16 protein-coding genes are annotated in these 21,204 nt (G+C 59.6%); 2 read left to right on the top strand and 14 right to left on the bottom strand.

Features of this window, described 5'->3' with window-relative positions; genetic code table 11:
- Positions 1–122 precede the first annotated feature (122 nt).
- Complete coding sequence (locus tag GTO91_RS08205) at positions 123–761, top strand: nitroreductase family protein (RefSeq protein WP_161257580.1); 639 nt, start codon at positions 123–125, stop codon at positions 759–761.
- Between the two features lie 77 nt (positions 762–838).
- Here the strand turns inward: GTO91_RS08205 and GTO91_RS08200 are convergent, their stop codons facing one another.
- The 7 genes from GTO91_RS08200 to GTO91_RS08170 form a co-directional block, all read right to left on the bottom strand.
- On the bottom strand, positions 839–2,908 hold the full coding sequence (locus GTO91_RS08200; protein ID WP_328793760.1) for a (Fe-S)-binding protein: 2,070 nt from the start codon (positions 2,906–2,908) through the stop codon (positions 839–841).
- A complete protein-coding gene (locus GTO91_RS08195; protein ID WP_161257577.1) occupies positions 2,884–3,861 on the bottom strand; it encodes an electron transfer flavoprotein subunit alpha/FixB family protein in 978 nt (325 codons plus the stop codon). The genes GTO91_RS08200 and GTO91_RS08195 overlap by 25 nt, the downstream gene beginning before the upstream one ends.
- 88 nt (positions 3,862–3,949) lie before the next feature.
- Positions 3,950–4,714: an electron transfer flavoprotein subunit beta/FixA family protein gene (locus tag GTO91_RS08190; RefSeq protein ID WP_161257574.1), complete on the bottom strand. Its 765-nt coding sequence runs from the start codon at positions 4,712–4,714 to the stop codon at positions 3,950–3,952.
- Positions 4,715–4,728: 14 nt separating this feature from the next.
- On the bottom strand, positions 4,729–5,511 hold the full coding sequence (locus tag GTO91_RS08185) for an enoyl-CoA hydratase-related protein (protein ID WP_161257571.1): 783 nt from the start codon (positions 5,509–5,511) through the stop codon (positions 4,729–4,731).
- 79 nt (positions 5,512–5,590) lie between these two features.
- Positions 5,591–6,733, bottom strand: coding sequence for an acyl-CoA dehydrogenase (locus tag GTO91_RS08180; RefSeq protein WP_161257568.1), 1,143 nt, complete (start codon positions 6,731–6,733; stop codon positions 5,591–5,593).
- Positions 6,734–6,755: 22 nt separating this feature from the next.
- Complete coding sequence (locus GTO91_RS08175; RefSeq protein WP_161257565.1) at positions 6,756–7,607, bottom strand: 3-hydroxyacyl-CoA dehydrogenase family protein; 852 nt, start codon at positions 7,605–7,607, stop codon at positions 6,756–6,758.
- Positions 7,608–7,635: 28 nt separating this feature from the next.
- Positions 7,636–8,814: an acetyl-CoA C-acetyltransferase gene (locus GTO91_RS08170; RefSeq protein ID WP_161257563.1), complete on the bottom strand. Its 1,179-nt coding sequence runs from the start codon at positions 8,812–8,814 to the stop codon at positions 7,636–7,638.
- A gap of 408 nt (positions 8,815–9,222) precedes the next feature.
- On the opposite strand from GTO91_RS08170, the gene GTO91_RS08165 reads away from it, so the two are divergent.
- Positions 9,223–10,842, top strand: coding sequence for an AMP-binding protein (locus GTO91_RS08165; protein ID WP_161257638.1), 1,620 nt, complete (start codon positions 9,223–9,225; stop codon positions 10,840–10,842).
- A 152-nt stretch (positions 10,843–10,994) separates the two neighbouring features.
- On the opposite strand, the gene GTO91_RS08160 is transcribed toward GTO91_RS08165, so the two are convergent.
- From GTO91_RS08160 to recF, 7 genes are all read right to left on the bottom strand, one after another.
- Entirely contained in the window at positions 10,995–11,336 is a 342-nt protein-coding gene (locus tag GTO91_RS08160) for a hypothetical protein (RefSeq protein WP_161257560.1), read from the bottom strand.
- A 315-nt stretch (positions 11,337–11,651) separates the two neighbouring features.
- On the bottom strand, positions 11,652–14,978 hold the full coding sequence (gene icmF / locus GTO91_RS08155; protein ID WP_161257557.1) for a fused isobutyryl-CoA mutase/GTPase IcmF: 3,327 nt from the start codon (positions 14,976–14,978) through the stop codon (positions 11,652–11,654).
- 24 nt (positions 14,979–15,002) lie between these two features.
- Positions 15,003–16,142 carry an acyl-CoA dehydrogenase gene (locus GTO91_RS08150; RefSeq protein ID WP_161257554.1) on the bottom strand — a complete coding sequence of 380 codons (1,140 nt, stop codon included), beginning with the start codon at positions 16,140–16,142 and terminating at the stop codon, positions 15,003–15,005.
- 72 nt (positions 16,143–16,214) lie between these two features.
- On the bottom strand, positions 16,215–17,390 hold the full coding sequence (locus GTO91_RS08145) for a CaiB/BaiF CoA transferase family protein (protein ID WP_328793758.1): 1,176 nt from the start codon (positions 17,388–17,390) through the stop codon (positions 16,215–16,217).
- A 371-nt stretch (positions 17,391–17,761) separates the two neighbouring features.
- Complete coding sequence (gene gyrB / locus GTO91_RS08140) at positions 17,762–19,687, bottom strand: DNA topoisomerase (ATP-hydrolyzing) subunit B (protein WP_161257548.1); 1,926 nt, start codon at positions 19,685–19,687, stop codon at positions 17,762–17,764.
- Between the two features lie 108 nt (positions 19,688–19,795).
- A complete protein-coding gene (remB, locus tag GTO91_RS08135) occupies positions 19,796–20,074 on the bottom strand; it encodes an extracellular matrix regulator RemB (protein WP_161257545.1) in 279 nt (92 codons plus the stop codon).
- An 11-nt stretch (positions 20,075–20,085) separates the two neighbouring features.
- Positions 20,086–21,204 carry a DNA replication/repair protein RecF gene (gene recF, locus GTO91_RS08130; RefSeq protein ID WP_161257542.1) on the bottom strand — a complete coding sequence of 373 codons (1,119 nt, stop codon included), beginning with the start codon at positions 21,202–21,204 and terminating at the stop codon, positions 20,086–20,088.

Here is a 21,204-nt window from a genome sequence, read left to right as displayed (position 1 = left end):
CTTTCAAAGGCTGCCTGTCGTCCCGCTCAAATAGGGGATGGACGAGCACAGGAGGAATTCATTATGGTTATCGCGAAGTTAGTTTACTGAATTTATAGAAAATTTCTAAAGGGGGATGGTTAATGGATCTGGCATCGTCGATTCAAGGCCGCAGAAGCATCCGCAAGTATAAACCCGACGAACCTCCTGTAGAAGTGATCGAACAGATCATCGTGGCCGGCTTGTGGGCGCCGTCGAATATGAACATTCAACCTTGGCGCTTCGTCGTCGTCCGTGGGGAAAAACGAGTTGACCTGCTGGCGGTGATCGGCCGTTCGGGCCAGTCGATCCTGCCCAAGCTGGAGCGCATTTTCGCCGACAAGCCGAAGGTGATTAAGTTCACGCTGGAGTTTTTTCAAGACCTGGGCAGAGCGCCCATCCTTATCTTCTGTTACGGCCCCGCGGAGTGCGCGCCGCCGCCAGGCGACCTGAACCTTCAGGAACGACGGGTGGCCCATTTCGAGTACTCCACCAATCTGCAGAGCGTGGCGGCGTCGATCCAGAACATGCTGCTCGCGGCCCATGCCAACGGTCTTGGCACCTGTTGGATGACGGGCCCCCTCCATGTGGCGGACGAGGTGAACGAACGCCTCGGTGTCGCCGGCCAGGAACTGGTCGCCCTGATCACCCTGGGTTATCCCGATCAATCGCCACCGGCGCCTCCCCGCAAGCCGGGGAGGGTGACCTGGGTTGGTTTTGAAAATCGTAAGGCCGGGGACTAAAAAAATATTGAGCAAAAAAAGAGCGGAAGGCTGCGCAGTTACGATGCGCGACTTTCCGCTCTTTTTCTCATCAAGGTTTATAGGCTCCGCTCCAACAACTCCGCCAGGTCGATCGTCTGCACCCGCCCTTCAGTCTCGCTGGCCTTTACGCCGTCGGTCAGCATGGTCAAGCAGTAGGGGCAGGCCGAGCAGATCACATCGGCCCCCGTTTGCAGCGCTTCTTCAGTGCGGTTTTCATTGATCCGGCTGCCCAGGTGTTCCTCCATCCACATGCGGCCGCCACCAGCGCCGCAGCAGAAGGATTTTTCCAGGTGGCGCGGCATCTCCGTCAGCCTGAGGCCGCCGATGGCGGTAAGGACGCTCCGAGGGGACTCGTAGATCTCGTTGTAGCGACCCAGGTAGCAGGAGTCGTGGAAGGTGACCGTCAGATCGACCGGTTTGGCCGGTTTCAGCTTCCCTTCGCGGACCAGCCGTTCCAGAAGAGACGTGTGGTGGATCACCTCAAAATCGCCGCCGAACTGGGGGTATTCGTTTTTGAGGGTGTTGTAGCAGTGGGGGCAGGCCGTAATGATCTTCTTGATGTTCAGCTCTTTCCAGGTCTCCACGTTGGTCATCGCCGTCTCCTGGAAGAGATACTCGTTGCCCATCCGGCGGGCCGTTTCGCCGCAGCACCACTCATCGCCGCCCAGGATGGCGAAAGAAACGCCGGTCCTTTGCAGGAGGCGGACAAGCGACCGGGTCACCTTGCGGGCCCGGTCGTCAAAAGAACCGGCGCAGCCTACGTAGAGGAGATACTCCGCCTCCGGCTCCTCGTCCAGGGTTGGCACAGGCGCGTCGAGGCCGTCGACCCATTCGCCGCGGCTGCCTTTCGGCAGTCCCCAAGGGTTCCCTTGCTTTTCCATGTTGTTGAAGGTCCGCTGCACATCTTCGGGAAACTCGCTCTCGGTCAGCACCATGTACCGGCGCATTTCGATCAGTTTGGGAATATGCTCGTTGCTGACAGGGCAGGCCTCCATGCAGCCCCGGCAGGTGGTGCAGCTCCAGAAGAAGTCTTCGCTAAAGATCTCGCCGGTCACCTTTTTCTCCAGGGTTGCCGCTTCGGCTTCGGTCAGGCATTCGGCTCCTTGAGCGGATAGACTTTGTTCGGAAGCGCTGTCGGCGGCAGCGACTTGCCTACGAATCCGTTCCAATAGCGGTCCTTTCTCGTCGATATGGCTGCGCAAGGTCACATGGAGTGCCTTTGGATTGAGCGGTTTCCCCGTCTGATAGGCTGGGCATTGATCGGTGCAACGGCCGCACTGGACGCAGGTGTAGGCGTCAAAGAGCTGCTTCCACGTGAAGTCCTCCAGTTTGGCGGCGCCGTAGGATTCGACCGACTCGTCTTCAAAGTCGATTTTGCTGAGCGCCCCCTTCGGTTCAAGCGATTTCCAGTAGGCGTTGAAGGGGGCGAAGACGAGGTGCAGGTGTTTGGAACGGGGGATCAGGACGGCGAAGGCGAACATGGTGACGAAGTGCAGCCACCAGAAAACCCAGACCGCCGCTTCCGCTTGCCCCGGCTGGTAACCAGCAAAAAGCTGGGACGCCAAGGCGGCCACCGGCGCATAGGTCTTCAGGTGAAGGCCCTCTCCCGCAGCAAACTGGGCGCCATGGGACAGGGCTTCACTGGCGACGATGATCAGGATGAATCCGAGGATCAAAAAGGCTTCGCCGCTGTTTTCCAGCCGCTCCGGCTTGAAGACAGTCCGACGCAAGAGGCTGCCAGCGACACCGACAGTGACGAGCATAAGGAAGAGATCTTTGACGAGCAGATAGGCAGAATTGTTTCCCACCCCGGGGATGGGGTGGGAGAAGAGCCCTTCGGCGACCATGTTCAGCACGCCGAGTCCGAGGACGAGAAATCCCCACATGATCAACAGGTGCAGGCTGCCGGAAACAGGGTCCTGCAGCACCTTTTTTTGACCGAACACATGGGTGAGCACAGCCTTCCGCCGCTCATCGGGACAATCGAAGCGGTCTTCCGGCTTGCCGAACTGGGTGTAGCGGTAGCGGCGCCGGACCTCAAAAAGGGTGTACCCGCTGGCGAGAGCGAGGAGGACCAAAAAAGCCGCTGCGTTGAGCCCGTTCATCCCGCCTGCTCCGAATTCCACGCCAGAGCCCGCTGAAATTCCTCTGTCAGCAGGGGGATCACCTCAAAGAGATCGCCCACGATGCCGTAGTCGGCCGCTTTGAAGATGTTGGCTTCAGAATCCTTGTTGATGGCGACGATGACCTTGGAACCGCTCATCCCTGCCAGGTGTTGGATGGCGCCCGATATGCCGGCGGCGATGTACAAGGTCGGTGACACCGTCTTTCCGGTCTGTCCCACCTGTTCCTGGTGCGGGCGCCAGCCGGCGTCGACAGCAGCTCGGGAGGCGCCGACGGCGGCACCCAGCACATTGGCCAGGGCCTCGAGGATGAGAAATCCATCGGCGCCTTTCATGCCTCGTCCGCCGGAGACGATGATCTCGGCCTCTGTCAGTTCGGGTCGGCCTGTCACCTGGCGGACTACGTCGCGGACAATCACCCGCAGGTCATCGCCGGTGAGGGACACCGTTGCCGTCTCGACGATAGGCGCCGCCCCGCCGCCAATCGGTTCGGCAGCTTTAAAGACATTGGGGCGAACGGTGACGATCAACGGATAGGCGACGGCTGTTACCTGTTGAAAGGCTTTTCCGGCATAGATGGGCCGAATGAAGAGATTATCCCGATAGTCGATCACGTCGCTGATCTGGCCGGCGTCCACCCGCTGGGCGACGCGAGGCGCCAGGTCCCTTCCGGTGGCCGTGTTGCCGATGAGAACGATCTCCGGTTGGTCGCGCCGGATCAGATCAGATAAAACCCGCCCATACGTAGCTGCTGTGTAGGTTTTCAAATCGGCATGGTCGGCCACAATCACCTTGCCCACACCGTAGTTGCCCAGTTCCGCCGCCACAGGGGAGACGCCTTCCCCGATCAAGACGGCTTCCACATCCCCCAGCCGGCGCGCGAGGGTGATCATCTCCAGGCTGATCTTTTTCAGCTTTTGATCCTGCACCTCCGGTACGACCCAGACCTTTGCCATGCCTTACGTTCCTCCCTTTTCTTCACCTTCGTTTTTCGTCAGCGCTATCCACTTGAAATGGTCCAATGCCATTGAGCAGATCACCCGTTCAGATCACCTTGGCCTCTTCCCGAAGGGCCGCCACCAGCGCCTGCACGGCGGCGGCGGGATCGCTCTTGTAGACCTTTCCTGCGGTCTTGGCTTTGGGAAGGAATGTGTCGCCGTTCTGGACCTTTGCTTTCAGGCCAACGGGCACAAGGCTGCCGGCGGGGATCGTCTTCAACTCCTTTTTCTTCGCCTGCATGATCCCTTTCATATTGGGGTAGCGGGGCTCGTTAAGTCCCCGCTGGGTCGTGACCAGGACGGGCAGGGGCGCTTCGAGGATCTCGCTGCCGCCGTCGATCTCCCGCCAGGCCAGCGCCTTGTTCCCCTCGATCTCCAGCTTCGTCACCACGTTGAGTTGGGGCAGGTCCAATAGCTCGGCCACCCGGATGGCGACCTGGGCCGAGCCGTCGTCGATGGCCCGCCAGCCGCAGAGGATAAGATCAAAGCCGCCCGGTTTGAGGGCTTCAGCCAGGGCGGCGGCGACTATCCCTTCATCGGCGATCAACCCCTCCGTATCGATGCGCACGGCTCGATCAGCGCCCATGGCGAGGGCCTTGCGCAACGCCTCCTGCACTTTGGCGCCGCCGGCGGAAAAAAGGACCACCTCGCCCTTGCCGGCTTTTTCCTTGATCTGCAAGGCCGCTTCCAGTGCCAGTTCGTCATAGGGGTTGATGATGTAGGTGACCCCTTCCGGAACGACGACGCCGTCCTTGACGATGATCCGGTCCTCCGTATCGAAGGTTTGCTTGAGCAGTACGGCGATCTTCACCGCTTCGACCTCCTTTATTCCGCTTTGAAATCGGCTTGGCGTTTTTGCAAAAAGGCGGCCATGCCTTCCTTTTGGTCTGCCGTGGAGAACCCGCCGGCGAAGAGCTCCGCCTCATAGGCGAGGGCGCGGTTGAGATCCATGTTGCTGCCCTCCCGGAGCGCCGCTTTGGCGGCGCTCACCGCCAGGGGACCCCGTCCGGCGATGCGCCCGGCGATGGCCTTCGCCTCTTCCATCAACGCTTCGGCGGGGACAACCTTGTTGACCAAGCCGATGCGCAGCGCTTCCTCGCTGCTGATCATGTCACCCGTGAAGAGAAGCTGGGCGGCCATGCCGCGACCGACGAGGCGGGGCAACCGCTGAGTGCCGCCGAAACCCGGGATGACCCCTAGGGAGACCTCCGGTTGGCCGAAGCGGGCCTTCGTTGCGGCGATGCGAAAGTCACAGGCCGTCGCCAGTTCACAGCCGCCCCCGAGAGCAAAGCCGTTGACGGCGGCGATCACCGGCTGGGGCAGTTCCTCGATCCGGTTGAATACCTGCTGGCCTAAGCGGGAGAATTCTCGCGCCTCGGCAACGCCAAAGCCGCTCATCTCGGCGATATCGGCGCCGGCGACAAAGCTTTTTTCCCCGGCGCCGGTCACGATGACGGCGGCGATCCCCCGATTAGCCGCGATGCCGGCGAAGGTCTGGTCAAGTTCCAGTAAGACAGCCCGGTTTAAGGCGTTGAGCACCTTGGGGCGGTTGACCGTCACGATGGCGACCGCCCCAGCCGTTTCATAGATCAGGTTCTGAGAGTCCACTCCGCGCCCTCCCTTGTAACGAGTTCAATGAACCAACTCAACGAATTGCCATTTACTTTTTGCACGCAGCTTTTTGATTTCAACGAAGCAGATGCCGGGCGATGACCATCTGCTGGATCTGGTTGGTCCCCTCGTAGATCTGGGTGACCTTGGCGTCGCGCATGTGCCGTTCCACCGGGTATTCCCGCGTATAGCCGTACCCGCCCAACAGTTGGACGCAATCGGAGGTGACCTGCATGGCCGTATCGGTGGCGAATTTCTTGGCCATGGCCGCCTCTTTGCCATGGGGCCGGCCGGCCGTCTTCAGCCAGGCCGCCCGGTAGACGAGCAGTCGCGCCGCGTCGATCTCGGTGGCCAGATCGGCCACGAGCCACTGGATGCCCTGGTTGGCGGCGATCGGCCGCCCGAACTGTTCGCGCTGGCGGATGTAACGGATGGCGTAGTCGAGGGCCCCTTCGGCGATACCAAGGCCCTGGGCGGCGATGGCGATGCGGCCGCCGTCGAGCATTTGCATGGCCACCTTGAAACCATGGCCGATCTCGCCAAGGACGTTCTCCTTCGGCACGAGGGCGTTGTCAAAGTGGAGTTCACAGGTGACGGAGCCGTGAAGGCCCATCTTTTCCACAGGCTTCGAGATCGTTAGGCCGGGCGTGTCCCGCTCGACGATCAGGCAGGTGATCCCCTCGGCCCCCCGGCTGGCCGGATCGGTGCGCGCGAAGGTGACGAAGATACCCGCCTCGCTGGCATTGGTGATGAAGACCTTGCTGCCGTTTAGTCGCCAGTGCTCGCCGGCGTCGGAAGCCGTCAAGGTCAGGCTGGCGGCGTCGGAACCGGCGTTCGGCTCTGTCAGGGCATAGGCGCCGATTATCTCCCCGGCGGCCAATGGCCCCAGGAATTTTTCGCGCTGGGCTTCTGCGCCGAAGCGGGCGATGCTGGTGCAGGCGAGGCCCGTATGGACAGCGACGATCACCGCCGTGGAGGCGCAGACCTTGGCCAGTTCCTCGATCATCAGCACATAGGAGAGGTAATCGCCGCCTGAACCGCCGTACTCTTCCGGGATGGAGAGGCCGAGCAAACCCAGTTCGCCCATCTTGGCGATCGTCTCCTGGGGAAAGCGGTGCTCCCGGTCGACCTGCTCAGCGACGGCGGCCACCTCGTGGCGGGCAAACTTGCGCACCATTTCCAAAAAAAGTTCCTGTTCCTCATTCAGCGTGAAATCCATCGGGTCGCCCATTCACCCTTTCTTATGCGTAGCGGTAAAAGCCGCGGCCTGATTTGCGGCCCAACCAGCCGGCTTTTACGTACTGGCGAAGCAGCGGGCAGGGGCGGTACTTGGGATCGCCGTATCCGTCCTGGAGGACCTGCAAAATCGCCAGCACCGTGTCGAGGCCGATCAGGTCGGCCAGCGTCAACGGACCCATGGGGTGGTTCATGCCCAGTTTCATGATCGTGTCGATGCTTTCGGCCGAGGCCACCCCTTCGTAGAGGCACCAGATGGCCTCGTTGAGCATCACCATTAGCACCCGGTTGGAGATGAACCCGGGCACGTCGCGGCACTCGGCGGTGGTCTTGCCCAGGCGGCGGCTCAACGCCTCGATGGCCTCGTAGGTCTCATCGGATGTGGCCAGGCCGCGGATGATCTCCACCAGCTTCATCAGCGGCACGGGGTTCATGAAGTGCATGCCGATCACCTGCTCCGGCCGTCCCGTGACGGCGGCGATCTCCGTGATCGGCAGCGACGAGGTGTTGGAGGCCAGGATGGCGTTGGGAGGGGCGAGGCGGTCCAACTCCCGGAAGATCTTCGCCTTGACGCCCATGTTTTCTACGACGGCTTCAATGGCGAGATCGCATTCGGCGGCGGCGGCGAGATCGTCGCAAGGCGTCAGCCGGGCCAGCGCGGCCTCCATCTCTTCCGGCGACAGCTTTCCTTTTTCCACAAACTTGGCCAGGCTCTTGCGGATCGCCAGGAGCCCCTTCTGCACCGCTTCCATGCTGATGTCATGGAGGAGGGTGGAAAAACCGGACTGGGCGGCCACCTGGGCGATGCCGCTGCCCATCTGTCCGGCGCCGATGACCATGATGGCGCGAATCTCCATGTTTCCTCGTCCTTTCTGAAGCTAAGAATCAGTCGACGCGCACCATGAGGGCGTCACCCTGGGCGGCGCCGCTGCAGATGGCGGCGATGCCGACGCCGCCGCCCCGGCGGCGCAAGCCATGGATGAGCGTCGCCATGATGCGGGCGCCGCTGGCGCCGATAGGATGGCCGAAGGCGATGGCCCCGCCGTTGACATTGACCTTTTCCAGGTCATACCCGGCGACTTTCTGGCTGACGAGGACGACGGCGGCGAAGGCCTCATTCACTTCAAATCGATCGATCTGGTCCGGGGTTTTTCCTGTTTTGGTCAGCAGCCGGTTGATGGCATGACCCGGCGCGCTCGCCAGATCTCGCGCTTCCAGGGCCACTTCCGTGTGGTCCAGCAAGGTGGCCAGGGGACAAATCCCCATCGCTTCTGCCTTTTCCCGGCTCATCAGGACCAGCGCGCCGGCGCCGTCATTGACGCTGGGCGCATTGCCGGCGGTCACCGTCCCGTTTGGATCGAAGATGGGCGCCAGTTTCGCCAATCCTTCCCGAGTGGTGGGGCGGGGCTGCTCGTCCCGGCTGATCATCGCCGGAGCGCCCTTTTTCTGCGGAACCGTCACCGGAACAATCTCTTCGGCGATCCAGCCCTGTTCCATGGCTGCCGCCGCCCGCTGCTGGCTGCGCAAGGCCCACTCGTCCTGCTCTTCCCGGCTGACACCATATTCTCCCGCCATTTCGGAGCCGTGCAAGGCCATGTGGCGGTCGTAAAAGGGACACCAGAGCCCGTCATGGACCATCAGGTCGACGGCCTCGAAGTTGAACATGCGCTGTCCCCAGCGGGCCGACGGCAGGAAATAAGGCGCCTGGCTCATGCTCTCCATCCCGCCGGCGACGGCCGCATCGATCTCTCCAGCCGCGATCATCCGGGCAACGAGAGCCACAGCGATCATGCCGCTGGCGCAGACCTTGTTGACGGTCAGGGAAGGGGTTTCCCAGGGGATGCCGGCTAGGCGGGCAGCCTGGCGGGACGGGATCTGACCGGCGCCACCCTGGAGCACCTGTCCCATCGTGACATACTCGACCGACTCGGATGCCAGATCGCATTGCCGCAACGCCCCCTGAATGGCGGCAGCGCCTAACTCAACCGCTTTTACAGACGACAGGGCGCCTCCGAATTTGCCAAACGGCGTGCGGACAGCGCTGACGATGACCACATCTCGCAACCAATCTCCCCCCATTTTTAGCTCTCGTTGTAAGCGACGCCAGTGTACGTAATAGCTACGCAATCAAAAGCGGAAATCCTGCCTGAGTTTTTTCAAAAATCTCTAAATTAAGAAAATTAAAATAATAGCAGACACCTGTCTACATCTGTAACGGCTTGACCAATCCCTCCCTCTCACCGGTTCCTCGGGAATGGAGAACCTCTGAAAAGCGTTTTCCATCACTTGTTTTTAAGAATTTTTTAATTATTCGGATAATATTAGCAGGAAGATGATTCTCCACGGAGAAAGATCATTCCTGCCCAAACATGCTATTGTCGAGAACCCGGCTTCATTCCTCGTTGCATCCTTCGCAGGGGCAAACATATCGCGCAGGGGGAGGAATCGGCATTGCCTGGCTCGTTCTTCAACATGACCGATTATGAGCAGACCTACGCGGAGTTTCAATGGGAAGTCCCCGCCAAGTACAACTTCGCCCGCGATGTCATTGACCGCTGGGCCGTCGACCCCGACCGTCTGGCCTTGTGGTGGGTCGATGACCATGGGAACGAAGAAAAAAAAACCTTCCGTGAACTGAGCGACGCATCCCAGCGGGTTTGCCATATCCTGCGAGATCAGGGGATCGGCAAAGGCGATGTGGTCGTCGTCATCCTCCCGCGCCTCGTCGAGTGGTGGGTAATCAACATCGCCTGCTTGCGCATGGGCGCCGTGATCAGCCCGGGAACGATGCAACTGACGGCCAAGGACATCCGCTTCCGCTTGCAGACCGCCGACACGCGCTGCATCATCACCACCGATGCGATCGCCCAGCGGGTCGATGAGATTTACAGTGAATGCCCGACCGTAAAAAGCCGTATCATCATCGGCGGTCTCCGGGAAGGCTGGCTCCATTACGATACCGCCGTAGCGGCAGCGCCGGATGTCTTTCCCACCGCCGACACAGCCGCCGATGACAGCGCCATCCTCTACTTCACCTCCGGCACGACAGGCTACCCTAAGATGACCTTGCATACCCATACGAGCTACCCCATCGGCCATTCCGTGACCGGCTTCTATTGGCTCGACCTGCGCTCAGAAGACCTCCACTGGAACCTGAGTGACACAGGCTGGGCGAAAGCCGCCTGGAGCAGCTTCTTCGGCCCCTGGATCTGCGGCGCCGCTGTCTTCGTCCACCACAGCGACCGCTTCGACCCGAAGAAGACGCTGGAACTGCTCGATCAGTACCCGATCACCACCTTTTGCGGCGCACCGACCATCTACCGCATGCTGGTGCTGGAGGATCTGAAGCAGTACCGCTTCGCCCACCTGCGCCACTGTGTCGGCGCCGGTGAACCGCTCAACCCGGAGGTCATCGACACCTGGAAGGAGGCGACAGGCCTCACCATCCGCGACGGTTACGGCCAGACCGAATCGGTGCTCCTCGTCGGCAGTTTCCCCTGTATCGAGCCGCGCATCGGTTCCATGGGCAAGCCGACGCCCGGTTTTGACGTGCAGGTGATCGATGACGAGGGCAACATCCTGCCACCGAACAAGGAGGGTGATATCGCCGTCCGCGTCAAGCCCAACCGGCCCGTGGGGCTTTTCAAAGAATACTGGCGCGACCCCGAAAAGACCGCCTCCGTCTTTCGCGGCGACTGGTACCTCACGGGTGACCGGGCCTACCGCGATGAAGACGGCTACCTCTGGTTCGTCGGTCGGGCCGACGACGTGATCCTTTCCGCCGGATACCGCATCGGCCCCTTCGAGGTGGAAAGCGCCCTGCTGGAGCATGAGTCCGTCGCTGAATCGGCCGTCGTCTCCAGCCCTGACGAGGTCCGCGGCGAGGTGGTCAAGGCCTTCGTCGTGCTCCGCCCCGGTTTCATGCCCTCCGAGGAACTGGCGAACGAACTGAAAGAGCACGTAAAAAGGGTGACGGCGCCTTACAAGTACCCGCGCTCGATCGAGTTCGTCCCTTCCCTGCCGAAGACGGTCTCCGGCAAGATCCGTCGCGTCGAGCTGCGCAACCGGGAGTGGAAGGAGCACCGGAAATAAAAAAACTCCAGTCAATTTGCCTAATTTCTTAGGCTGACTGGAGTTTTCGGAAATCATATTCGTCAACACGAATTATAAAGTTTACAGCAAAGATAAATAAGATTTTTAGGCAAGCTGATATCAATCTTTAACGATTTCAGCTTGCCTTTCGTTTAATTGTTAAAACTAAGAAATAGTTGAATGTTTTTCTCTTTAACAACAGATTTTTGATAAGAACACTCAGAAGCATTTATTGTCTTAGATTTTCTTGAGTTAGTTTTACTCTGCGGCTTTTTGGTTTTTTGTCGCGAAGACTTTAGGGGGATAAACAATGTAACTCCGGCAAACTCGATCACCATGATGTGACCTCCTTGATTTAGAAAGTAACACCCTAGAACACAATTTTGTTCAGATACATTTTTCTTAGGGCCTGGCTTACTCCGAGTTTTTTTTGCTTTTTGTTTCGAAGAGACTTGAGAGATAGATGCAGCAACCTCGGCAAACCCAATCATCATAATGGTTCCTCCTCGTCTTACTTTTCTCCCAACTAGACTTAAAACTACTGTGCTTTCCTACCATGTAAATACCATCGCGAATCAGTATTATGCAGAGAGATTCAATATTTTTTTTACACGCCTATGACTTAAGGTATCAAGTCTAAACCATGGGTTCAAATTTAACCCGCATAAAAATTCGATGATAAGTAAAAAAAATACCTCTGGGTGGTTCACCTTTTTATCTAAGGTGAGTAGCATCCTAGAGGTCTTTTTTTATGGCTTGTTTTCTCCATTTCGAAATTTTAATTAATTATTTCTACACCCTAAGATTAATCACATATTCCGCCGGTACCTTCCCCCCACCTCGTAGAGGGCCGCCGTGATCTGCCCGAGGCTTGCCACCCGGACCGTCTCCATCATTTCGGCGAAGATGTTGCCGCCGCTGCGGACCACGTCCTTCAACCGCGCCAATGCGAGGGGGGACGCCTCCCGATGCCGCTCCTGGAATTCGCGCAGGTGGTCGATCTGCTGGCGTTTCTCTTCCTCGGTGGCCCGGCTCAGTTCAATGTTTTCCTCCACCTCTGTTCCCTTAGGATTGAGGAAGGTGTTGACGCCGATGATCGGCAGATCCCCCCTGTGCTTGCGCGTCTCGTAGAGCAGCGACTCCTCTTGAATTTTGTTGCGCTGGTATTGGGTCTCCATGGCGCCCAGCACGCCGCCGCGCTCATTGAGGCGGAGAAACTCGGCGAGCACCGCCTCCTCCACCAGGTCGGTCAGTTCTTCGATGATAAAAGCGCCTTGCAGCGGGTTCTCGTTTTTGGCTAGGCCGAACTCCCTGCCGATGATCAACTGAATGGCCATGGCCCGCCGCACTGACGCCTCTGTCGGCGTCGTGACCGCTTCATCGTAAGCGTTGGTGTGCAGCGAGTTGCAGTTGTCATAGATGGCCGACAAGGCCTGCAAGGTGGTGCGGATGTCGTTGAAATCCATCTCCTGGGCGTGAAGCGATCGCCCCGAAGTCTGGATGTGATACTTCAGCTTCTGGCTGCGCTCATTGGCATGGTACTTCTGTTTCATCACGACCGCCCAGATGCGCCGGGCCACCCGGCCGAGGACGGAGTACTCCGGATCGAGGCCGTTGCTGAAAAAGAAGGACAGATTGAGGGCGAAGTCGTCGATCTTCATCCCCCGGCTCAGGTAGTACTCCACATAGGTAAAGCCGTTGGCCAAGGTGAAGGCCAACTGGGTGATCGGGTTGGCGCCTGCTTCGGCGATGTGGTAGCCGGAGATGCTGACCGAGTAGTAGTTGCGCACCCGCTCGCCGATGAAGTACTCCTGGATGTCACCCATCATCTTGAGGGCGAAATCGGTGGAAAAGATGCAGGTGTTCTGCCCTTGGTCCTCCTTGAGGATATCGGCCTGCACGGTGCCGCGCACCTTTTGCAGCGTCTCCGCCCGCAGGCAGGCCCATTCATCCGGACTCGGCAGGCGCCCCTCCCGCTCGGTGAATCGATCGACCTGCTGATCGATGGCCGTGTTCAGGAACATGGCGAGCAGGATCGGCGCCGGGCCGTTGATCGTCATCGATACGGATGTAGTGGGCGCGCAGAGGTCGAAACCGGCGTAGAGCCGCTTGACGTCATCGATCGTGCAGACGTTGACGCCGCTGTTGCCGATCTTGCCGTAGATGTCAGGGCGATGGGCCGGGTCCTCCCCGTAGAGGGTGACGCTGTCAAAGGCCGTGCTCAGGCGGACGGACGGATCATCTTTGCAAAGGTAGTGGAAGCGCCGGTTCGTCCGCTCCGGCGTGCCTTCGCCGGCAAACTGGCGCCGCGGATCCTCCCCTTCCCGCTTGAAGGGAAAAACGCCGGCGGTAAAGGGAAACTGACCGGGAACGTTTTCTTTCAGCGCCCAGCGCAGGATCTCGCCCCAATCCTCATAGCGGGGCAAGGCCACCTTGGGGATCTTTGTTCCGGACAAGGTGGTTGAAAACAGCGCCGTCACATTCTCCCGGTCACGCACCTTCGTGACCCATTGGTCCTGGCGGTAGGCGGCGCAGAGGCAGCCCCAGTTGTCCAGGATCCGTTGACAGTCGGGATAAAGCTTTTCCTGCCACAGCCGGATCTGTTCATCGATATCGGCGAGGCTATCGGCAATACCGGAAGGGCTCTCGGCTAACACCTGACGGGCGCCCTGCAACTGGTAGAGGCGGCGGGCGACCTGGACCTGCTCCTCCACGAAGTGGCGGTAATCCCGGGCGGCGTGGACGATCTCGGCCAGGTAGTTGACCCGCTCGGCTGGGATGACGCCGGCGGAAGTTCGCGGCGTAGGCATTTTCTGCCCACTTGGTAGCGCTGCTGAAAGGGCTGCATTTTGCCCAATCACAGGAAAGCCCGCTGTAACCGGCGCAGGCGCCTCCGGCAACGGCCAGAATCCGGCCGTCTTTTCGTTCACCATCTCCATCAGACGGTGAAAAAAAATCTGGATCCCCGGGTCGTCAAACTGGCTGGCCACCGTGCCGAAGACAGGGATATCGCTATCCGGAATGTCGAAGTGGTTGCGGCTTCGCCGCCACTGTTTGCTCACGGCCCGCAAGGCGTCTTCGGCGCCGCGCCGGTCGTACTTGTTGATGACAACGGCGTCAGCAACGTCGATCATGTCGATCTTCTCCAACTGGGTGGCGGCGCCGAATTCGCTCGTCATCACATAGACGGAGACATCGCACACATCGATGATCTGGTGGTCTCCCTGGCCGATGCCGGAGGTTTCTACGATGACCAGGTCATAGCCGGCCCCCTTGACGACGGCAATGGCGTCGTCGATGGCCCGGCTCAGTTCGCTCCGCGAATTGCGGGTGGCCAAGGAGCGCATGAAGACGCGGGGATGGTGGATAGCGTTCATGCGGATGCGGTCCCCCAGCAAGGCGCCGCCTGTCTTCCACTTGGAGGGATCGACCGACAGCAAGGCCAGCCGCTTCTGCGGATAGGCCGCCAGAAAGCAGCGGACCGTCTCATCGATGAGCGAACTCTTGCCGGCGCCGCCCGTTCCGGTCACACCGATAATCGGCGTCTCCACTCCCTGGAGGCGTAAGCAGTCAAAGAGCGACGACAACGCCGGATCGGGCTCTTTTACGTTTTTTTCGGCCAGGGAGATCCAGCGGGCCACCTGCGGCCAATCGCCCGGCTCCGGCGACAAAACTTCCACCCCTTCCGGTCTCTTCTCCGCCGGGTCAAAATCCGCCTGACCGACGAGAAAGTCGATCATCCCCTGCAAGCCCATCTTCCGCCCGTCTTCGGGGGAAAAGATCTTGCAGACGCCATAGGCCTCCAGTTCCCGAACCTCCCGAGGGACGATGACGCCCCCACCGCCGCCGAAGACGCGGATATGGGACTGCCCACGCTCCCGCAGCATGTCGATGATGTACTTGAAAAACTCGATATGGCCGCCCTGGTAGGAGGTGACGGCGATGGCCTGGGCGTCTTCCTGGATGGCCGCATCGACGATCTCCGCCACAGAGCGGTTGTGTCCGAGATGGATCACCTCGACCCCGCTGGTTTGCATCAACCGCCGCATGATGTTGATCGACGCGTCATGGCCGTCAAAGAGACTTGTCGCCGTCACGATGCGCACGGCGTGGCGCGGCCGGTACGGTTCTGTCATCCTCTTCTCCCCGATCCCTCTCGGTTATTTCAACAACGCGGCGGCGATGACGGTGCGCTGGATCTCGCTGGTGCCTTCGTAAATCTCGGTGATCTTGGCGTCGCGCATCATCCGCTCGACAGGATATTCCCGGGTATATCCGTATCCGCCATGGATCTGGACCGCCCTGGTGGTCACGGACATGGCTGCTTCCGAGGCGTAGAGCTTCGCCATGGCCGATTGCTTGCTGTAGGGAAGGCCGGCTTCTTTGAGATAGGCGGCTTGGTAAACGAGCAGGCGGGCCGCTTCAATGGCCGTGGCCATATCGGCCAGCATCCACTGGAGCCCCTGGTTGGCGCTGATCGGCTTGCCGAACTGTTCCCGCGTCTTGCTGTAAGCCAAGGCCTGGTCAAAAGCGCCCTGGGCGATCCCCAGGGCCTGGGCGGCGATGCCGATGCGACCGCCGTCGAGGGTCATCATGGCGATTTTAAACCCTTGCCCCTCCTCGCCCAGACGGTTTTCCTCCGGGATTCGGCAGTTGTCAAAGACGAGTTCATAGGTGCTGGAGGCGCGGATCCCCATCTTATGTTCTTTTTTTCCGAAGCTGAACCCAGGCGTTCCCTTTTCCACGATAAAGGCCGTCGTCCCTCGGTGCTTTTTCGCCGGGTCGGTGGCGGCGATCACCACATAGACATCGGCCCATTCGGCATTGGTGATGAAGATCTTGGTCCCATTCAAGACATAGCCGTCGGCGTCCCGAACAGCCGTTGTTTTGAGCGAACCGGCATCTGAACCGGCGCCCGGCTCCGTCAGCCCGAAGGCCCCCACAGAGCGTCCCTCGGCGAGGGGCGTCAGATATTTTTCTTTCTGCTCATCCGTGCCGAAGGCGTCGATGGGCCAGGCGCACAGGGAGGTATGGGCGGAAAGAAGTACACCGGAAGAGGCGCAGACACGGCTCAGCTCTTCCACCGCGATGGCGTAGCTCAGGTGATCCATCCCCGCCCCGCCGTAGCGGTCTGAAAAAGGGATCCCCGTCAATCCCAACTCGGCCATGCCCTCCCAGAAGGAGCGATCATAGGTCTCCTGCTCATCCATCTCTGCCGCCTTGGGGGCGATCTTCGAATCGGCAAAATCGCGCACCGTCTGGCGCAGCATCTCCTGTTCCTCGGAAAGACGAAAAATCATCAGGAGACCTCCTTTTTCGATTTCATCACTCACATCTGGCAAAAGGCGAAGGGCAAATAAAAAAGTCTAACCTCATGGCTCACTTTTTTCGTACTGCTGGACAACCCCGCCGCGCTTCAGTTCAGCGATCGCTTCTTCCCCATACCCCAGCTCGCGCAGCACCTCCTCGGTGTGCTCCCCGAGAGACGGAGAATAACGCCGACAGCGGCTCGGCGTGTCGGAGAATCTGAACGGAAAGCCCGTCTCCGTGAGCAAGCCCTCCGTGGGATGGACCGAATGAAAGACCATCGCCCGGCTCCTTACCTGCGGGTCGGCGATGACCTGTTCCACATCCTGCACCGGGGTGCAGCAGACATCGCGGTTGTGGAAAAAAGCGGCCCACTCCGCTTGTGTCTTCGTCCGGAAGAGAGCGGACAACGCGTCCATTCCCCGCCGGCAGTCGTCCTCCCCATCGCCGAGTTCGGTCAGGTCCATCCGCTCGACGGCGGCGCAAAAGCGCTGCCAAAAGTGGTCCTCTAAGGCGGCCAACGCCATGTAGCGTCCATCGGCTGTCTCATAGACGTTGTAGCGGGGCAGCGCTCCGGCGATCGGTCCCCTCCCCCGCTGCGGGATCTCTCCCGTCGCCCCGAAGCGGGTCACGTAGTGGCCCATCATCGCCACGACAGCGTCCAACATGGCCAGATCGATGTACTGGCCTTTTCCCGTGCGGTGACGATTTTCCATCGCAGCCAGGACCGCAATGGACGCAAGCAGGCCGCTGATCAGATCCGAAAGGGGCACGGCGGGGATCGCCGGCGGCCCCTGCTTCAACCCGATCAGATCCAACAGACCGCCCAGGGCGAGGTAGTTAAGGTCATGACCGGCCAGATCCCGGTAGGGCCCATCCTGGCCATAGCCGGAGATAGCGCAATAGATGAGCCCCTCATTTTTCGCTTTTAGCGATGGGTAACCCAAACCCAGACGTTCCATGACGCCGGGACGGAAGCCCTCCAGCAACACATCGCTCTCGGCGGCCAGTGCTTCGATGATCCGCCGTCCTGCTTCGGTCTTGATGTTGACGACCATGCTCCGCTTGTTCCGGTTCAGGCTCAGAAAAAAATCGCTCTGTTCCCTAACCGGCGGAAAGAGCGTCCGCAAATAATCCCCCTTGTCGGGCGCCTCGATTTTTAGCACATCAGCCCCCAGATCGGCCAGCAGCAACGAGCAAAAAGGACCTGGCGCCAGGCGGGACAAGTCGAGGACTTTCACCCCTTGCAGCGGACCAGCAGGGAGCGGCTTACCATTGCATTCTGAAATCGCTCATTTCCCCCCTCCACAGATGTGCCCCTGGAGTCGCCATTCCCTGAACCAACGGTTTCATTCCCGGCCCGGCAATATTGCCGTAAACCGCAACGATGCCGGGCCGGTGTGATGGATATTACCCCATGGAAGGGTATGGATTTTTTCGAGGGACAGATAAAAAATTCCTGCTTATACTTTTTAAAAATTCTGAATATTAGTAATAAATAAAGATCGGTCGACTGTATCGCCGACCGATCGCGTGTGTTACGTGTTTTCATGTTGTCATCAAGTATTAATAAAACATTTATTAGGTGTTCACAACGTTTTAAACGTTTTCCTCAAATATCCAGGTTCCGCACGTCCTTGGCATGGGTCTGGATGAACTCCCGCCGCGGCTCCACTCGGTCGCCCATGAGGGTGGTGAAGATCAGTTCCGCCTCGGCGGCGTCCTCTAAAGAGACCTGCAGGATCGTCCGGTTCTCGGGATCCATTGTCGTCTCCCAGAGTTGTTCCGGGTTCATCTCACCGAGACCTTTGTAGCGCTGGATGGTGATGCCGTCGCGACCCGTCTTCTCCAGGTGGCGGTTGAGCTCGTTGTCATGGTAGAAGTAACGCACATCGCGGCTCTTTTTTACCTGGTAGAGGGGCGGCTGAGCGATATAGACATAACCGTTTTCAATCAACGGCTTCATGTGTCGGTAGAAGAAGGTGAGCAACAACGTCCGGATGTGGCTGCCGTCCACGTCGGCGTCGGTCATCAGGCAGATGCGGTGGTAGCGCGCCTTGCCCAGATCAAAGTCCTCGCCGATGCCGGTGCCCATAGCCGTGATGAGCGCCCGGATCTCCTCGTTGGAGAGCACCTTGTCCAGCCGGGCCTTTTCCACGTTCAGGATTTTGCCGCGCAAGGGCAGGATCGCCTGGAAGCGCCGGTCCCGGCCCTGTTTGGCGCTGCCGCCGGCGGAGTCGCCCTCGACAATGTAGATTTCGCAGAGGGAGGGATCCTTGAAGGAGCAGTCAGCCAGCTTGCCCGGCAGGGAGGTCGATTCGAGGGCCGACTTGCGGCGGGTCAGTTCCCGGGCTTTGCGCGCCGCTTCGCGGGCCCGCATGGCGCCGATGGCCTTTTCGATGATCCGCTTGGCGACAGAAGGATGCTCCTCCAGGTAGGTGCCGACGCCCTCGGTGACACAGGAATCGGTGATGCCCCGCACCTCCGAGTTGCCCAACTTGGTCTTCGTCTGGCCCTCGAACTGGGGTTCTCTGACCTTCACCGAAATGACGGCGGTGATGCCTTCCCGGATGTCTTCGCCGGACAGGTTGTTTTCGCTGTCCTTGAGTTGATTGAGGCGGCGGGCGTACTCGTTGACCACCCGGGTGAGGGCCGTCTTGAAGCCGGCCTCATGGGTGCCGCCCTCCTGGGTGTTGATGTTGTTAGCGTAGGAAAACACGTTTTCCGCGTAGCCGTCGTTATATTGCAAGGCCATTTCCACGTGAACGGTGTCCTTTTCCGTCTGGAAGTAGATGACCTCGTTGTGGACGGCGTCCTTGTTGCGGTTCAAAAATTTGACGAAATCGATGATGCCGCCGCTGTGGGCAAAGACGCTCTCCTGATCCGATCGTCGGTCCACCAGGGTGATCTTTACGCCGCGGTTGAGGAAAGAGAGCTCCCGCAGGCGATGGGAGAGGGTATCGTAGCTGTATTCCAATTCCTCGAAAATCTGCGGATCCGGTTTGAAATAGACGGTGGTGCCCGTTTCTTTTGACTGACCGACGACGCGCAATTCGGAGACGGCGACGCCACGTTCATAATGCTGCTCATGGATCTTGCCGTTGCGGCGCACCGTCACCTGCAGTTTTTCGGACAGGGCGTTGACGACGGAGAGACCGACGCCGTGGAGGCCGCCGGAGACCTTGTATCCTTCGCCGCCGAACTTGCCGCCGGCGTGCAACACCGTCAAAGCCACTTCAACGGCCGGTTTGCCCATTTTGGGGTGAATATCGACGGGGATGCCGCGGCCGTTGTCAGACACCTCGACGCTGTTGTCCTCGTGGATGATCACGTCGATGGTGTCACAGTAGCCGGCCAAGGCCTCGTCGATGGAGTTGTCGACGATCTCATAAACCAGATGATGCAGGCCCCGGGCACTGGTTGAACCGATGTACATGCCCGGTCGACGGCGAACGGCCTCCAGACCTTCGAGCACTTGTATCTGACTGGCGTCGTAATTCGACGCGCCGCTGACAGTCCAGGTATCCTGTTCAGCCACCCGAAAAAACCTCCATTCAGGGAATGCACAATCTCCGGGGGGCTAATTCCCCGATCCGGTGCTTCCAAAAGAACATTTTACCATATTCTTTCGAATTGCACAAATCGGCTATCGCTGGCTCTCCTCCCAGGCTTTGAGCATCGCTTTGATGTTATTGCCCCGTTTCATCAAGGTCGTCGATGAGATGGGGGACAGATAGATGTATTTGGTGGTGACGATGAAGGACTTTTCCTTTCCCTCTTCCGCGATGCGCTTGACGAAGCCCTCGTCGTGGACGGTGCTCAAAAACTCCTTCGTCGTTGCCGCCTGGCTGGACGATTCGAGATCGATGATGGCGACGATCTCCTCTTTGGGGACGATGACCTCCCCGCCAAGATGCAGGAACATGGGGCGCCCTCCTATTCATCGCTTCGAGAAAGCTGTCCCGCCTGGACGCGGTAGATGCCGGCCCGGCCCAGTTGCTCCGGCGAGAAGGCGTGCAAATGGGTGGTGGTGATAAATACCTGGATATTTTTACTCTCCAATTCGGACAGCAATTGCTGCCGCCGATCGGGATCAAGCTCACTCATCACGTCATCGAGCAGGACCAGGGGGTACTCTCTCTTGATCTGGTGGATGAAGGCGATCTCGGCCAGTTTCAGCGACAAGGCGATCGATCGCTGCTGCCCCTGGGATCCGTAGATACGGGCGTCCCGCCCGTTGAGGAACAGTTGCAGGTCATCGCGATGCGGCCCCGTCAGGGTCGCCTGCCGGGCGATCTCCTCGGCGCGCCGCTCTTGTAAGGCCTTGCGGTAAGCCTCCAGCCAACGGGACCGATCATCAGGCAAGGGAAAGGAGGAGCGATAGGTCAGTTCCAGTTGCTCCTTGTCACGGCTGAGGCCGCGATAGATCTGCCGTGCGTAGGGAGCGATGCGGGCCAAACCATCCAAGCGACGGGCCAATGTCTCCACCGCCGGCAGGGCCAGTTGTTCATCCCACAATTCCAACTCGACCGCCGTCGCTGCCCCCTCCCGCAGTCGCCGAAGCAGGTTGTTGCGCTGGGTAAGCACCCGGGCATAACGGGATAGGACATCACCATAGGCTGGCGATGCCTGAGACAACTCGCGATCCAAAAATCGCCGCCGCTGGGCCGGCGAACCCTTGACCAGCGACAGATCTTCCGGCGAAAAGACGACCGTATTCAACGTTTCTGACAGATCGGCGATGCGGCGCAATTTGCGGCCGTTGACCTTGGCCAATTTCCGCCGCTCGCCGCCAAAAGCGAGTTCAAGGCCGACAGTCTGACCGTCGGCCGTCCCCATGGCCTTGATCCGGTAAAACTCTTCCTGCCACTGGACCATCTCGGCGTCCCGGGCGTCGCGATGAGACCCGCCGCCGCTCAAGAGGGCGATCGATTCGAGGAGGTTCGTCTTGCCCTGTCCGTTAGCCCCGACGAAGATGTTCACCCCGGGCGTAAAGTCGACCTGCAGTCCCCGGTAATTGCGAAAATGGGCCAACTCGATCGCTTGGATTTGCAC

It is taken from the genome of Heliomicrobium undosum, from assembly GCF_009877425.1.
In the GTDB taxonomy this organism is placed as follows: domain Bacteria; phylum Bacillota; class Desulfitobacteriia; order Heliobacteriales; family Heliobacteriaceae; genus Heliomicrobium; species Heliomicrobium undosum.
The sequence above is the reverse complement of the archived record's forward strand: the minus strand, read 5'-3'. Positions and strand labels throughout refer to the sequence as shown.

Excerpts from the sequence above, each read along its gene's own strand:
- GTO91_RS08160 (WP_161257560.1), bottom strand. The coding sequence starts at position 11,336 with ATGATGATTGGGTTTGCCGAGGTTGCTGCATCTATCTCTCAAGTCTCT.
- GTO91_RS08165 (WP_161257638.1), top strand. The coding sequence starts at position 9,223 with ATGACCGATTATGAGCAGACCTACGCGGAGTTTCAATGGGAAGTCCCC.
- GTO91_RS08175 (WP_161257565.1), bottom strand. The coding sequence starts at position 7,607 with ATGGAGATTCGCGCCATCATGGTCATCGGCGCCGGACAGATGGGCAGC.
- GTO91_RS08150 (WP_161257554.1), bottom strand. The coding sequence starts at position 16,142 with ATGATTTTTCGTCTTTCCGAGGAACAGGAGATGCTGCGCCAGACGGTG.
- GTO91_RS08205 (WP_161257580.1), top strand. The coding sequence starts at position 123 with ATGGATCTGGCATCGTCGATTCAAGGCCGCAGAAGCATCCGCAAGTAT.
- icmF (WP_161257557.1), bottom strand. The coding sequence starts at position 14,978 with ATGACAGAACCGTACCGGCCGCGCCACGCCGTGCGCATCGTGACGGCG.
- remB (WP_161257545.1), bottom strand. The coding sequence starts at position 20,074 with ATGTTCCTGCATCTTGGCGGGGAGGTCATCGTCCCCAAAGAGGAGATC.
- GTO91_RS08180 (WP_161257568.1), bottom strand. The coding sequence starts at position 6,733 with ATGGATTTCACGCTGAATGAGGAACAGGAACTTTTTTTGGAAATGGTG.
- GTO91_RS08195 (WP_161257577.1), bottom strand. The coding sequence starts at position 3,861 with ATGGCAAAGGTCTGGGTCGTACCGGAGGTGCAGGATCAAAAGCTGAAA.